This is a genomic window from Acinetobacter sp. 778_lipA (assembly GCF_058242985.1).
In genome coordinates, this window is sequence record NZ_JBZAYT010000001.1 from 3519765 (window position 1) to 3534720 (window position 14956).

Below are 14956 nucleotides of genomic sequence, written 5' to 3' on the forward strand. Positions count from 1 at the left end.
TTATAAACAATCTAACCCTAGTTCACTTGCAATTACAGTACTCAATTTACTTAAAAATACTTTCTATAACAAACAGATGTCATAATTTGTCGCGGGCGACTTACGTACTAGTGGTCATCTTAGTCTTTGCCAGTTATGATAGATTCATTGGATAAAATATACAGAATCATTATGAAGCAAAATTTTCAAAATCAAATTAAACACAGTTCAGAACAAAAATATCAAGCAGAACTAGAACGCTTAAAAGAACAAGATCAACATAGAAAGCCAGCAGGTTGGCAACTTTCTGCCTACGCTGTTCGCTCATTTATTTTGGGTGATGCCAAACTTGATATTCAAAAAAAATTTTATGGTGACGATGCTTTAGTTGACCGTGCCTTGGTTACCTTGATGGGCAATCAGGGTTTGATGCTGGTGGGTGAACCAGGTACAGCAAAATCAATGCTTTCAGAGCTATTTAGTGCTGCAATTTCAGCCAATTCTCAGCTCACGATTCAAGGAACAGCGGGGACGACCGAAGACCATATTAAATATTCTTGGAACTACGCATTACTTTTATCGGAAGGACCAACAGATAAATCATTAATTCCCTCCCCGCTCTTCTATGCTATGAAAAATGGACAAATTGCCCGCTTTGAAGAAATCACACGTTGCCCACCTGAAATTCAGGATGTATTGGTGTCTTTACTGTCTGAAAAGCAAATGATGATCCCTGAAATGGGACAAGATTTTAGTTTGCAAGCAACACAAGGATTTAACATCATCGCAACAGCAAACTTGCGTGATCGTGGCGTACATGAAATGTCAGCAGCATTAAAGCGTCGCTTTAACTTTGAAACGGTAAAACCGATTCGTGACCAAAAATTTGAAATCGAACTGGTGGGACTACAACTTAAGAACCAGCTTGCTGATTTATACAGTGAAATCCAAGTTCGCCCAGAAGTCATCGAACTCTTGGTGACCATTTTCAATGAGCTTAGAACAGGACAAAGTCTGCAAGGCGCAACACTTAAAACGCCTGATGCTGTTATGTCTACTGCTGAAGCAGTCAATATTGCCCATGCGGCAGGTCTACAAGCCATTTATCTCAGTGATGGAAAATTAAAAGCAGAACACCTCGCACAACAATTGATTGGGGTTGTGTTTAAAGATAATCCAGATGATGCTAAACGCCTGCGTTACTATCTTGATACTGTGGTGAAAGAGCGTGCACGTAAGGATGCTGATTGGAAAAGTTTCTATGAAGCCAGCCGAGAGTTTTAATCATGCAGCTGCTGGATCGAAATATAGAGAGAGGGGAAATGCCTGAACGCTTAAAACAGGCATTTCAACTGAAACAGCAACTGGCAAAACAAAACGTTTTTTTTGCGCCAATCCGCCATCATAGCCCCGCTTGTGCATACGCGCTCAAGCAATATATCGATGAAGTTAAGCCCACACACATTTTAATCGAAGCACCAACAAGTTTTGAATTCTTAATTGAAAGCTTACAGAACCAAGCCACTCAGCCTCCTGTGGCAATATTTGCACAAGCGCAACGTTATTCAAATAAAACCTCCCCCCAAAAAGGCGCTGCAAATAAAAATGGTGCTGACGAAGCGCATGAAAGTAATGCAGAAGTTCAACCAGAAATCTTTTCTGCCTACTTCCCTTTTTGTGAATACTCCCCTGAATGGGTCGCTATCCAACAGGCAAAATACATTCGAGCAGACGTTAAATTTATTGACTTGGATTGGGCAAAACAAAGTGCCTTAAAAACGCAACAGTCTGATTTGGACTGGCAACAAAAAAGTCTGCTGTCTGAACGTTATTTTGCACATAGCCAATATATCCAAAAACTTGCTGAAACGATGCATTGCCGAAATCATGATGAACTTTGGGATCATTTATTCGAGCTGCAAAATGTTGAACAACTGCAACATGCTCAAACATTTTTTGATGATGTTTTTGCTTGGTGTTCATTAGCACGTTTGGATTATGAGCGTGAGGTACTTTTGCAAGATGCTTCATTACATCGTGAAGATGTGATGTGGAATTGCATCCAAGATAGTATTGATCCCAAGCATAAAATTTTGGTGATCACGGGTGGCTTTCATAGTCTTGCCTTAATTGAAAATCTAGTAGCCCCACAGCAAGCAGAACGTTTTATTGTCCAAGATCAAAAGCAAAACTGGCAAGAGCAAGCTTGGCTGATTCGCTATAGTTTCGATCGTTTAGATGCTTTAAATGGCTATGCTTCAGGTATGCCCTCACCTGCATATTATCAACAACATTGGCAAAATTTAAAATCTGCAAACAATCCAACAGTTGAACAGACACAACTGCAATTTTTTCAATATTTAAATAAGTTGTGCCATTTTTTAAACCAAGAAAATGCACTGGATGTAACGCCTTATATCGCACTAAAAAATACCGCTGAACTTGCTTGGCAATTGGCTTGCCTTCGTGGACATCATCAACCAAGCCGTTATGATTTACTCGATGCTTTGCAATCAGCACTCATCAAAGGGGAAATGGATGATGGACAACAGCATTTATTTACCCTAATTTTTCAGTTTTTAAGTGGACAACAACTTGGTAAGGTTGCTCAAAATCAGCACAGTCCTGCATTATTACAAAATACCTATCAACAGATTAAAGCCTATCGTTTTAATTTAAATGACACCATTATACGCAATCGAAAACTCGATATTTATCGAAAACCTTTACATCAGAACATTAGCCAATATTTGCATTTACTGGAATTTGTAGGCTGTAATTTTGCCCAACGTATTTCAGGTCCAGATTTTGTACAGGGTGCCAGTCTGGATTTGTTGTTTGAGGAATGGCGCTATGCATGGACACCAAGTGTTGAAGCACGTTTGATTGAACTGGCAGAAATGGGCAACCAACTCGAACAAATTGCACTGCTTAAAATTATTCAACTACAGCAAGGAAATGAAGCAAAAGGTGTCGGGCAATCTGCCTTTGAAACTGCCAAATTGCTAGCTTTGGCGTGCCGCTTAGGATTAAAGCAACATTTAGAATTGCTCAGTCAACAACTCGATACTTTTTTAGAAAGCGATCAAAACCTTGCATCGGTGATTGGTGCAGCACAGCAATTGTATTATTTATGGCATGGTCACAAACTGTTAAATTTACCCGAAAAAATCGTGATACAAAGTTTAAGTTTTGCCGTCTATCAGGCCTGTTTTTTACTTGATCAAATTTACGATACCCATGAAGAAAAAATTGAACAAAATCTTAGCAACTTAAAAACCTTGCATGAACTGATTTTAAATATCAAGCAACGGAATTCTTCACTACAACATGCAGTCGTGAATGCACAAGCTGTGGATTTACTGGAACTGATGTATAGCCAAATTGATCTGGCAAAAATTGATGAATTTCATCTTAGCTCACTCAAAGGCGCGCTAAATACTTTGCAATTTTTAGATCATCAAATTGAGCAAAATCAACTTCAACAACAATTACAACTGGCTTTTGCAGTGGGCAGCGATCCTGAAAACGCTGTGCAATACCTACATGGCATGTTTTTTATTGCGCCTGAAATCTTTGTGCAATCCAATGTTGCAATTGATGCACTTCACCAATTGGTCAGTCATTGGACGGAAGACACCTTTATTCGGATTTTACCTGATTTACGCTATATCTTTAGTCAGCTCACCCCAAAGCAAAGCACCAAAGTATCTAAAATTATCGCTAAAACCACAGGACTAGGAGAGAATGTCATTCTCGATCAAGTGCTTAGTCATATTGGGGAACAGGATGTATTCCAGGGCATACAACTTAACCAACTACTGCAAAAAATATTTGAATATGATCACTTAGATCGCTGGGCAATCAATCGCTCTAATCAAGAACAACAGCTTGAACAGCAATCAGAACAACAAGGAGTGAATAAATGAGTCAATTACCTCCTGAACCAAATCTTGATGAAAACTCCGATCCCCCTGCTTCTCTTGATGCCATGGATCAAGCACGCCGTTGGCGCTTGATGCTCGGTCGATATGCCGACCAGAATTTATCAACAGCGGCATTGTCAGGCGATCAACTTAAACTTGAACACAATCTCGATTATCTCTACCAAAATGAATATAAGCGTCGGGGCATCCAACAAGGGAAAAACCGCCATGGCGGTTTAGAAGCCTCTCAACTTAACGCGATTAACTGGCTCAACCAAAGTCGAAAACTGTTCCCAAAATCGACCTTTGAACGTATGCAAAAACAAGCCATAGAACGTTATGAGTTAACTGAATTATTTAAAAACCCAGAGCATGTAAGACAACTTGAACCCAACCCTGCGGTTGCCAAAGCTTTGCTGAGTATGCGCGGTCGTTTAAGTAATGAAATGAAAGATGCGATTCGAGAATTAATTCAAAAAGTCGTGGAAGAGCTCTTACAAAAAATCCGCACACAATTTTTAAAAGCGTTACAAGGTCGCCGTAATCGTTTTAAGCGTTCACATCTTAAACAGGCACAAAACTTTGATTGGAAACGGACCATTCAAGCCAATCTCAAAAATTATCAGCCTGATTTACAAAAACTGATTATCCAAACCCCTTATTTTAATGCCCGTGTACAGAAGCATTTGCCATGGGAAATTGTACTGTGTGTCGACCAAAGTGGCTCGATGATGGATTCGATCATGTATGCAGCAGTATGTGCCAGTATTTTGGCAGCTCTGCCTGCGGTCAATATTAGTCTAGTCCTATTTGACACTCAAATTGTTGATTTAAGCCATTTGGCACATGACCCAGTTGAAGTCTTACTGACCATTCAACTCGGTGGCGGAACCAACATTGGTCAAGCTTTGCAATACTGTCAAAAAAAGATTAAACAACCCAATCGCAGTATTTTAGTCTTGATCAGTGACTTTGAAGAAGGTGCATCCGTTCAACAAATGCTCAACACCACCAGTCAACTCAACCAACAAGGCTGCAAACTACTTGGGCTTGCGGCGCTGGATCAAGCAGCCAATCCTGTTTATGACATCAATATGGCACAAAAACTCCAAGAACGCGGTATGCAAATCGCTGCAATGACCCCCGAACATTTGGCGACATGGTTTGCAGAGGTGATGCAATGAGTTGGCATATTTATACTCAATACGATGAAGACAGCCTAACCATGCACAGCAATGCTGGTCTTCTACGTCGTGCCCGTAAAGCCTTAGATGCTGTTGAACTACTGCAACAAGAGCACGATCAACTGGTATTTAAAGTCGAAGAATGTGAAGTTAAACTGCCCTTTGAAGGCATCACCAAAGCATTGTGTAGTTGTTCAGCACAAGGTTGTTGTAAACACATTCTCAGCAGTATTTTATGGGTTCAGGAACATGAAACACTCCTGACGACCGCAAATACCCCAAGTGAAAATAGCCCTAACAATAATCGAGAAGATACAGTACTGCTCGCTCAACAGGAAGCATCTCAACATACTGAGACATCTAAACAAGCTACAACATCGGCCCTTGAAACTGTTTTAGAATTTGATCTAAGTAAAATCCAAAAACAAGCAGGCAAAGCCAATATTCGTTTGGCCTATGAATTTGTACAAAATTGGTTGCTTCAATCTGAACATTGTCAAATTGGTATTCAAGAATATAAAATCATTTTTCAAACCGATTTAAGTCCCAATCCAGTTGTTCTCTACCCCGCAACAGGGTTTGAAGGCATGTTGTCAGAAATCGCTGACAAACAAAAAGTTGCTGGGCATTTGGCATGTATTGCTTATTTATTTCTCAAAAATGTCCCTGAAAAATGGCAATGGTCAATTGATATAACAGCGCAACAACACCATCCTACACAGCAACTTTCACCTGATGATCGGGTATTGATCCAAGAACTTAAAATCATTTGTCAAAACTTTATTCAGCAAGGTTTGTCACATTTGGCCAAAGAAATGGTCATGTCACTGCATATTTTAAATATGCAAGCACGCGCACAAAACTTACCACGTTTAGGGAGCTTATTGCGTGCTTTACATGGTTCAATGAAGCAGTTTTTAGAAGCAGATATACAGGTTGATGAGCAACAGATTTTTAATCAATTGGCACATTTGTATGCCTATTTGGCTGCACTGTCAGAAATCGAGCATTTAAATCCAGATGTTCAAGCCGAAGCATTGCGACAACTTCGAGGTGCTGTACAACGTGACTATCAACAAGAAAGCATAGCGCATCTGATCCCTCTTGGTTGTGAATGGTGGAATACAGAGAGTGGTGCACATGGTCTAACAGTATGCTTCTGGGATGTAAAAGAGCAACAACTCAAAGAAGTGACTCAGGCACGTGCCAATCATTTAGATCGCACCTTTGATATGCACAGTGCAGCCAATACTGGGATCTGGGGGAGTTCTCTCAGCTTTTTACTGCAACATCAACTTGAATTAACCCATGCAAAATCCAGTTCAGAGACACAACTTAGTGCCAGCACAGATACTCGTTTTTTACCAAAAGGCATGTTGAATGCACTTAGCCAATCCGATTTAGAACAAATGAATATTGGCATTTCAACATGGCAATCTTTACAGCAAATGCTTCTTCCGCATTCAAGCCTAGAACAGCTTAAATCACGTTATGTACTGCTTCGCCATAAAAGTATCACAGCACCTGAACTCAACGAGCTAGAGCAATATTTTGAATACCGTATCACTGACGATGAAAATAGAGCACTCAAACTGGTCATTCCGATAGAACCTGAATACCGTGCACGAATTAAACATCTCACCCAACTGATTCATAATGAAAAAATTATCGCAACGTTGGTACGTATCGAAACAACACAGCAACAAATTCAATTCATTCCATGTAGTGTATTTTTAACAACGCCAAAAGGTTTAAAAATATTCAGTCTGGATTATGACCATCCTGTACAGAAGAAAAGTAGCTTGGTTGAGCTGATTACGGGTCGTATTGAAAAACTGCTCGAACAAAAAAAGCAGTGGAAACAGCAGCAACATTTATCTGTATTAGACCTTTTGATCTTGGAGTCACAAGCCTTGTTTGAATTCTATGCGAATACAGGTCGTTCAAAATTGGATACGGATGATTTGGTTAAACTAGATGATTTTGCTGAAAAGTTTGCAGATTTGGGTTTAAGCTTTATTCAAAACTCACTCAAATCAGATTCCACCCAGCACAGTTTAGCCAGTCAGCTTTTAAAATGGCGACATGTTTTATTACAACTACAACGCCTAAATCATAGAATCGCTTTAGAAGGACAAGTTACGTCGTGATAAATTAAGCTTGCTATTTAAATTGATGATATTTTTCTATAATTTTAGTGAACTACCAAGCACAGTATTAAAGCCTAAAGTATTAGCGCCTATAGAAAAGCAACAGCGATTTGCTCAAAAGGAATACAGATGTTAAATAAACTTTTTTCAAAAATTGAGTCGATGTTTTTAAAGCCTGAGGATAAGGCGGTTAAAGCACAACAAGCAAACTCAACCAATGATCATGACCATATTCAAAAATATAATGAAGATCTAAAAAATAAAGTTGAAAAGCTCTACCATATTTTCCAGCCTTTGGCCGTCATTGAAGAGCAACTTGATCAAAATGTGGTTTTGTTTATTTTGGATGGAGAAAATCCGGAAATATTACTTAAATTACAGCAATACCCTAATGAAAAAGCACTACTTTTACTGGGAAAGCCGGGTACCTATAGCTGGTACTGGCCTCAAAACAATCAATCACTGGATAAAAAAGAAAATAAGCTTGCTGAAGCAGCACTAAAACTACGCCGTCGTTATTATGGTGAGATCTTTGAAGAATTAGAGTTTGAACAAATCATTCGTTTTGCCAAAGTGCTTGAAGCTGCAACACAACAGAAAAATTTTACCAATATTTATGAAAAAGTACCCACTTGGTTTATTTATCTCACAGTAGACACATTTATTACCGCTTTTGATAGCCAGCATTTTAGCGAAGCAGATCCGAATAAATTGTTAAAGCAAAATTGGACCCAACAAAAACTATTTGATTTACTTGAAAGTGATCAACAGGGTTTAGGCGATGAACTGCTACCTTATCTATTTGAACGCCAAAATATCGACAGTTATCATTCTAGTAAATTAGATAAAATATTATTACTCAAGGACACCCAAGATTTCATTTCAGCCCGATTAGATCAACTCAGAAAACTTATTCCAACACTGAGTATCATTGGACAAGAAAACTTTTTAGACTATATCGCCAAACAAACAATATTGATCAAACAAATCCCTGACTTGATTGTAAAACTTTCTGTAGGGAAATCTAAAACTATTCGTACTAAAGCCACCAGTCTATTGACGAATTTAAATCCAGAAGATAGCCAAAAATATTTAAATCAAAATCTATTGGAAGGTTCAAGTCAGGAACGAGGTTTCTCTGCAGATCTATTGGCACGTTTAGGTGCTGACAACCTGACTGTACTAGAACAAGCATTTGAACTGGAAAAACAAAAATCTGTACAACAAATCTTACAAATGGCGATTCAACGCTTAAGATCTGTTGATACTGCGCAATTACAACAAGATTTTGAAGCACCAATCTTTCAACCGTTTGTTGAACAAAAAATTCCAGCAAGTTTTACCGAGGTTATTTTAGAAAATTATCAAGAAATTTTGGCAAAAGCTGAACAGAATGCTGCCGATGAAATTGAAGAGAATAAAACAGCAAGTTATAAAAGAACTTGGGCTCAAGATCATTTAAAGCAACTTAAAAAAATCAATCATCAAACTTTAACGTCGATTGTTGACCAACTGAACGGTGATGCATCTTTTAAAAATGTACACCAAGTTGAAAATATTATTACCCATAAAAATAAATATAAAAAATATCCTGAATTTTCCATTAATCATGCCATGAGAATCATTGCGATACGCAATCGGAATTGGATCTATTGGCCTAATTTATTTGAAATGCTTAAACCTGAAGAATATGCCAATTATGAACTTCGCCATATCGTTCAGGCCTTGGATGCGGCAAAATTTAATAATCCAAAACGTCGAGTTGCTCAAGGGATTCTAGCGGGATCATCCTATTATCAAAGTTTACAAGATCATATTTATGAGAAAGATAAAATTTGGCCATTTTTTGCGGAAAATCAAGAGTATTTAACTGAAGCATTGGGACTTTCTCCATCTTTAGAACAAAATGAATACCAAAGCTTTAATCCATCAGATGCCATCTTTGTACTTAAATGCTTCCCATCCTTGCCAGTACAGTTTATTCCGCGTTTACTCGAATTTGCATTGGGTGAAAATAAGCGTTTGCGTTATGAAGCGCAAGAAACCTTACAACATCTTCCTGACATTCATCAACGTGCCATAGAAGCCTTAGAGTCAGGTAAACAAGACATTCGAATCACCGCAATTGAATGGTTGGCACGTCTACAAAATCAGGATGCAGTAAAACCTCTGAATGCTTTACTTAAAAAAGAGAAAAAAGAAATTGTTCGAGCTGCACTTTTAACTGCATTGGAAAAGCTTGGGCAAGATATTAATGCTTATCTCAAACCAGAAGTGCTGTTGAAAGAAGCAGAAGACAGTTTGAAAGGCAAACTTTCAAGCAGTTTTACATGGTTTGATTTTGAAACATTGCCAAAAGTGAAATGGCAGAATGGCAAAGAGGTTGATCCTAGAATTGTCAAATGGTGGGTGATATTGGCTGAAAAATTGAAAGAGCCTAGAGCCAATGCCCTATTGCAACGCTATAGTGGCTTACTCGATCAAAAAGATCAGGTACAACTTGCCAATCATTTATTACACAGTTTTATTCATCAAGATACCTTACAAACACCATTGGATGAAGCAACACAATATGCAACCACAGAAGCACCTGGCCGTCTGAGTTCTTATCGTGATTCATACAAACGTTATGGTGAAAAATATCCTGAACATTATGCCAAATACGGTACCATCACTTTAGAAGAAGTGATTGAAGAGATTAAACGCGAACGTTTAGGACTTTATCTGGGTTCCGCGATCAAAAGTAAAGGTATGCTTTCACTGACGGCCAATGCGCAAGGAAGTTTCGCAGTAAAACAATTGCAGAACTATATGAAGCAACACTACCCTCGTCGCTCACAAATTGAAGCCATGATTAGTGCATTATCGATCAGTAATGATCCATTAATCATCCAACTGTTGCTTTCACTTTCACGTCGTTACCGTACCGCTTCGGTGCAAACACTTGCAAACACATTGGTTGCTGAAATTGCTGAACGTAATCAATGGACAAGTGATGAGTTGGCCGATCGCACTATTCCAACAGCAGGTTTAGATGAAAATGGAGTGTTACAGCTACAATATGGTTCACGTAACTTTAGTGCAATTGTTGATGATAAAGATAAATTCATTCTTAAAAATGAAGAAGGTAAAGAAGTTAAAGCGCTACCTGCTGCCCGCCAAAATGATGATGAAAGCCTGATCAAAGAAGCCAAAGCACTGTTTAGTACCAGTAAAAAAGAGTTTAAACAAGTCGTTGATATGCAAACAGGTCGTTTGTACGAGGCAATGTGTAGCGAACGTCAGTGGAATGTTGCTGAGTGGCAAGAATATATCTTTGCTCACCCAATCATGAGACGCTTAATCCAAAAACTGATTTGGCTTGAGATCAAAACCAATGGTGAAAAAATCAGTTTTAGACCAAGTGATGATGGTGCATTACTGAATTTAGACGATGATGAAATCGAGCTTTGCACAGACAGTAAAATTCAAATTTCTCATGCGGTTTTGGTCGGTGAAAAGGAAGCGAAAGAGTGGATTGCACATTTTAAAGACTATAAAGTAAAATTCTTATTTGAACAGATGACCCATCACCTGCCAAAGCTTGAAGATGATAATGTCACTGAAATCAAGGATCATAACGGCTGGCTTACAGACACATTTACCCTACGTGGTGTTGTAACCAAATTAGGCTATCAACGTGCCAGCATTGAAGATGGTGGCTCATTTGACCGCTATACCAAACCTTATAAACAGTTGGGTATAGATGTAGAAATTACATTTAGTGGAAGTTATGTACCAGAGGAAAATATTCCAGCTGTACTTTATGAACTCACCTTTAGCAAAAAAGCCAGTCGATCTTGGAATAACAATGAACTTCCACTTAAACAGATTCCACCAATTTTATTGGCTGAGAGCTATGCAGACTATTTAAAAGTTGCTGCATCGACATCAGGTTTTGATCTAGAGTGGGAAAAGAAAACGCCTTGGTAATTCATAAAGACTAAGAATTTTTGTTTAGACTTGCTACAGGGGATGTCAGCTGTATTGCAACCGATATGATGACTGTTGATAGTCATCATATCGGTTATATGGGTAATTCGATTCAGCATCTAAATACAGGCATCGTTCTACAATAGGCAATAAAACACCATGCTCATTCCAGTATTTAAAATTTATTTCAAAAATTACTGCTTCAAACCCTCTCTAATTAGTCCTGCTTATGGATGGTTTTGCCTAATTGATGTAAATATCCATCATGAATTCATATTATTATAAAAATAATAAATATATTTATTTTCAGCCACTTAATTGACTTTTGAGCATACAATATAAGGTTTTTAATGATGCACAAGAATCAATATCTTTCGCCATTGAACTAAAAAAGTAAACGCGTTTAAATGTAAACATTCATTCTGTATTCTAAAATAAAGGACTTTGCATGAACCGTCGTGTTGTCATCACTGGTATGGGTATTAACTCATGTATCGGTAATACATTGGAAGCTGTTAAGCACTCTTTGGAAAATGGTATTTCAGGGACACGTCATAATTCAACGTACGAAGAACTTAATTTTAAAAGTCATGTCAGTGCCGCAGCTGAACAAGATTTTGATGGTATTGACCGTAAACTTAAACGCTTCATGGGCGTATGTGCAATGTATGCCTACAATTCAGCACTTGCAGCTGTAGAACATGCTGGCCTAACACCAGAGCAACTGGGCGGTAATCCTCGTTACGGTATTGCAGGGGGTTCAGGTGGGAACTCAACTGCATCTGTTACAGAGATGGTTAAACTTTTAGAAGAAAAAGGTGCACGTAAAATTGGCCCGTTCTTCGTACCACGTAATATGTCTAACACCATTACTGCCAATGTCGGTGTTGCATTCAAATTACAAGGTGTTGCTCATTCAATCACCAGTGCTTGTGCAACTTCAGCTGATGCAATTGGTTATGCTTACAACCTGATTCAATTAGGTAAACAAGATTTAATGTTGGCGGGTGGCGGTGAAGAAGATCACTGGTCACAAAGCTTATTGTTTGATGCGATGGGCGCACTATGTTCTAAATATAATGATGCTCCAGAAACAGCGTCACGCCCATACTCAGCTGACCGTGACGGTTTTGTGATTGCGGGTGGTGGTGGTTTTGTTGTACTTGAATCACTTGAACATGCTCAAGCACGTGGTGCAAATATTCTTGCAGAAGTTGTTGCTTATGCTGCAAATTCGGATGGTGCGGATATGGTTGCACCATCAGGTGAAGGTGCTACCCGTTGTATTTTGATGGCTTTAGAAGAAGCAAAACAACATGGCGTGGATCAGATTGACTACGTCAATACCCATGGTACTTCAACACCTGCTGGTGACGTGACTGAACTTCTTGCGATGGGTCGTGCATTTGGTGAAGGTAATGTTCCACCATTAAGCTCAACCAAGTCTATGACAGGTCACAGTCTGGGGGCTGCTGGTGTTCAAGAAGCCATTTATTCTGTATTGATGATGCAAAATGACTTTATCGCGCCAAACATCAATGTCACAGAACTAGATGAAGGCACAAAAGGTTATGACATCGTACTTGAAAAACGTGATACAAAATTGAATACTGTGATGAGTAACAGTTTCGGTTTTGGCGGTGTCAATGCTTGTCTCATTTTTAAAAAATGGGAAGGCTAAACAAAGAATTGTTGATCATTCAAATTTATAATAAGTTTGGATGATCGGCATCTCCCACACTGCCCTTAAAAGGGTAAATTGATGGATGCTCCTTCAGAAGCTTTCCTTTGGGTAAAAGCTTTACATATCATTGCAGTCGTGTGTTGGTTTGCAGCACTGTTTTATCTCCCGCGTTTGTTTGTCTACCATGCCATGAGCGATGATAATCTAAGTCATCAGCGTTTCGAGATCATGGAGCGTAAATTATATCGGGGCATTATGTGGCCATCGATGATCGCAACTTTGATCACCGCACATTTTCTCGTAGACTGGGGTGATGCAACACGTCATTACCATGAAGCTTTATGGTTTTATCTAAAAGTCGGTTTAGTTGGTCTTTTGGTGATTTACCACTTTGTCTGCGGTTATTACCGTAAAAAACTGATTGGCAATGCACATTATAAATCGCATAAGTTTTGGCGATTTTTCAATGAGATGCCAACCCTGATTTTATTTGCAGTGGTGATTTTAGTGGTGGTTAAACCCACATTTTAAATTGTAGATAGAAACCTCCTAAATGGAGGTTTTTTATTGATTGTATGTAATTTACAGGCCCACCTAAATAATTTTTTAATAAATTCAGCAACATGAAATTATAAAAACTTAATCAACAATATCATTAAAAACACTTAATACATGCCTTTATAGAGGCTTCACTGTCACATCTTAGATACAAGGTTTAATTTCATTTGTGCTGGCAATGCCCCATTTTTCGTAGGGGACAGCAAACCTTGCGCATGCACGATTCAATAATGTAAAAAGTAGTTGTTATTACCTTAAACACTGCACAATCACTCTATTGCGCTCAACATCAGTCCATTAGATCTGTTCCGGAATAATCATTTGCTTGTGCAAACTCAATATATATAGGATTTCTTTCAATGGCTCTTAATTAGCCAATTTCTAATTTTTGCATTCATCGGTGTTGAATAATACTTTTCAATGGCCCAACTCAATACAAAAACAGCAATAAAATAAATTGGCAATAGCATTAATTTTTCAACAGCTAAGGTTTCTTGAGGAAAATAAAAAACTTTAAATAAACCCAAGATAATCAAATGAAATAAGTACATTTCATAACTACGTTGCCCAATCCACGCTACACCTTTTGACAATATAGAGCGAGATTCAGTGTGTGGGTTCTGAGCAAAACAGAAGATCAGCATTGCTGACAATATGGCAAAAATGCTGATTCCCCACGTACTAACCTCTTTGATTGGTGCATATAAATAAACAGCAGCTATCAACACGACAATGATTGGAACCACGATTTTGGAAACCTGAATTTTTTGTCCCATCCGCTGATTCATTAAAGCAGTTAAGCAACCAATCGCAATTCCGTCAAAACTTGAGAAGTAATGATAAAGATAAGCCCCGCTTTCCTCAGCAAAATGCAATGAACGGAAATAAGGTGCATAAATGATGATTGCCAATAAAAATATAATAAACCCTTTACCACGGCCTAATACAACACACAAAATTGGAAATGCTAAGTAGAAGACTTCCTCAACAGATAAAGACCATAGCACGCCTAGCGCATAATTCACCCAGCCATTTTCAATGATTAGGATATTCATCCAAAAGGTAAAAGCAGAAAATACAGTTAAGCCGTAAGAAACTTCAATATCGTTTGGCGCTTGATTGAGAAAGGGTTTTAACCCCATTGCACCCAGTACTGTGACCAGCACCACCAGTAGGACCAAACAAGGCATAATTCGGGCAATACGGCGAATATAGAAATCTTTGAGTTTAATCTGTGCAAGTGTCCCACTTCTTTGTAAAGTATGTTGAGTGATTAAAAAACCCGAAATCACAAAAAATAAAGTCACTCCATAATTACCATTGCGGGCAATTAAAGTACTTAAGCTTTCTCCAAAGATCTGTATACCTAGAAATGTGTCATGCAGTTTATAAGGAATATTAAAATGGTGGAGAAGGACCAATAAAATTGAAATTCCACGTAAGAGATCGATCTTGTTATTGCGCATATCTGCTATTGCTTATCATAAATGATGCTATTAAACG

Annotated in this window: 9 protein-coding genes; 8 read left to right on the forward strand and 1 reads right to left on the reverse strand. The window is 38.4% G+C overall.

What is annotated here, in order from left to right:
- Window positions 1-171 precede the first annotated feature (171 nt).
- The 8 genes from AC4CUY_RS16615 (at window position 172) to hemJ (ending at window position 13426) form a co-directional block, all read left to right on the forward strand.
- The gene (locus AC4CUY_RS16615; protein ID WP_336952053.1) at window positions 172-1263 is read left to right on the forward strand and encodes an ATP-binding protein; all 1092 of its coding nucleotides are present in this window, start codon (window positions 172-174) and stop codon (window positions 1261-1263) included.
- Window positions 1264-1301: 38 nt separating this feature from the next.
- The gene (locus AC4CUY_RS16620) at window positions 1302-3908 is read left to right on the forward strand and encodes a DUF5682 family protein (protein ID WP_490774471.1); all 2607 of its coding nucleotides are present in this window, start codon (window positions 1302-1304) and stop codon (window positions 3906-3908) included.
- Window positions 3905-5089 carry a VWA domain-containing protein gene (locus AC4CUY_RS16625; protein ID WP_336952055.1) on the forward strand — a complete coding sequence of 395 codons (1185 nt, stop codon included), beginning with the start codon at window positions 3905-3907 and terminating at the stop codon, window positions 5087-5089. The genes AC4CUY_RS16620 and AC4CUY_RS16625 overlap by 4 nt, the downstream gene beginning before the upstream one ends.
- Window positions 5086-7239: a hypothetical protein gene (locus AC4CUY_RS16630; protein ID WP_419360714.1), complete on the forward strand. Its 2154-nt coding sequence runs from the start codon at window positions 5086-5088 to the stop codon at window positions 7237-7239. The genes AC4CUY_RS16625 and AC4CUY_RS16630 overlap by 4 nt, the downstream gene beginning before the upstream one ends.
- A 129-nt stretch (window positions 7240-7368) precedes the next feature.
- The gene (locus tag AC4CUY_RS16635) at window positions 7369-11211 is read left to right on the forward strand and encodes a DUF4132 domain-containing protein (protein ID WP_490774472.1); all 3843 of its coding nucleotides are present in this window, start codon (window positions 7369-7371) and stop codon (window positions 11209-11211) included.
- A gap of 20 nt (window positions 11212-11231) precedes the next feature.
- Window positions 11232-11357, forward strand: a complete 126-nt coding sequence (locus AC4CUY_RS16640; protein ID WP_419820040.1) for a hypothetical protein — start codon at window positions 11232-11234, stop codon at window positions 11355-11357.
- 302 nt (window positions 11358-11659) lie between these two features.
- Window positions 11660-12892: a beta-ketoacyl synthase N-terminal-like domain-containing protein gene (locus tag AC4CUY_RS16645; RefSeq protein ID WP_336952059.1), complete on the forward strand. Its 1233-nt coding sequence runs from the start codon at window positions 11660-11662 to the stop codon at window positions 12890-12892.
- A gap of 81 nt (window positions 12893-12973) precedes the next feature.
- A complete protein-coding gene (gene hemJ, locus AC4CUY_RS16650; protein WP_004723664.1) occupies window positions 12974-13426 on the forward strand; it encodes a protoporphyrinogen oxidase HemJ in 453 nt (150 codons plus the stop codon).
- 383 nt (window positions 13427-13809) lie between these two features.
- Here the strand turns inward: hemJ and AC4CUY_RS16655 are convergent, their stop codons facing one another.
- Window positions 13810-14919 carry an acyltransferase family protein gene (locus AC4CUY_RS16655; RefSeq protein WP_490774473.1) on the reverse strand — a complete coding sequence of 370 codons (1110 nt, stop codon included), beginning with the start codon at window positions 14917-14919 and terminating at the stop codon, window positions 13810-13812.
- Window positions 14920-14956: the final 37 nt, after the last annotated feature.

Coding starts and splice junctions, on each gene's coding strand:
- AC4CUY_RS16615 (WP_336952053.1), top strand. CDS start 172: ATGAAGCAAAATTTTCAAAATCAAATTAAACACAGTTCAGAACAAAAA.
- AC4CUY_RS16620 (WP_490774471.1), top strand. CDS start 1,302: ATGCCTGAACGCTTAAAACAGGCATTTCAACTGAAACAGCAACTGGCA.
- AC4CUY_RS16625 (WP_336952055.1), top strand. CDS start 3,905: ATGAGTCAATTACCTCCTGAACCAAATCTTGATGAAAACTCCGATCCC.
- AC4CUY_RS16630 (WP_419360714.1), top strand. CDS start 5,086: ATGAGTTGGCATATTTATACTCAATACGATGAAGACAGCCTAACCATG.
- AC4CUY_RS16635 (WP_490774472.1), top strand. CDS start 7,369: ATGTTAAATAAACTTTTTTCAAAAATTGAGTCGATGTTTTTAAAGCCT.
- AC4CUY_RS16645 (WP_336952059.1), top strand. CDS start 11,660: ATGAACCGTCGTGTTGTCATCACTGGTATGGGTATTAACTCATGTATC.
- hemJ (WP_004723664.1), top strand. CDS start 12,974: ATGGATGCTCCTTCAGAAGCTTTCCTTTGGGTAAAAGCTTTACATATC.
- AC4CUY_RS16655 (WP_490774473.1), bottom strand. CDS start 14,919: ATGCGCAATAACAAGATCGATCTCTTACGTGGAATTTCAATTTTATTG.